We start from the raw sequence: 560 nt of genomic DNA on the forward strand, positions 1-560 counted from the left end.
GGACGGCACCCTGGCCGCCCCGCACCACCGCCTCGCCGCCGAGGGCCAGGTCACCGCGGCCACCGCGACGGACGCCGGGGCGCCGCTGCCCGGGGTCGCGCTGGTGGGCGGCGGTCCCGGCGACCCCGACCTGATCACCGTGCGCGGCCGGCGCCTGCTGGCCGCCGCGGACGTGGTCATCGCCGACCGGCTCGGCCCGCGCGACCTGCTGGACGAGTTGCCCCCGCACGTCGAGGTGATCGACGCCGCGAAGATCCCGTACGGCAGGTTCATGGCCCAGGAGGCCATCAACGCGGCGCTCATCGAGCACGCCAGGGCGGGCAAGGCGGTGGTACGCCTCAAGGGCGGCGACCCGTTCGTCTTCGGCCGTGGCATGGAGGAGGCCGAGGCGCTCGCCGAGGCCGGGATTCCGTGCACGGTGGTGCCCGGAATCTCCAGCTCCATCAGCGTTCCCGGCGCCGCCGGCATACCCGTCACGCACCGCGGCGTGGCCCACGAGTTCACCGTCGTCAGCGGCCACGTCGCCCCCGATGACCCGCGTTCGCTGGTGGACTGGGCGG

1 protein-coding gene is annotated in these 560 nt (G+C 75.5%); it reads left to right on the forward strand.

Annotation, left to right across the window (positions count from 1 at the left end; all coding sequences use genetic code 11):
* Nucleotides 1-560, forward strand: a 560-nt coding sequence (cobA, locus tag KUM32_RS42620; protein ID WP_254406826.1) for a uroporphyrinogen-III C-methyltransferase, incomplete at both ends; no start/stop codon positions are given.

Source organism: Streptomyces sp. AC627_RSS907 (assembly GCF_019049165.1).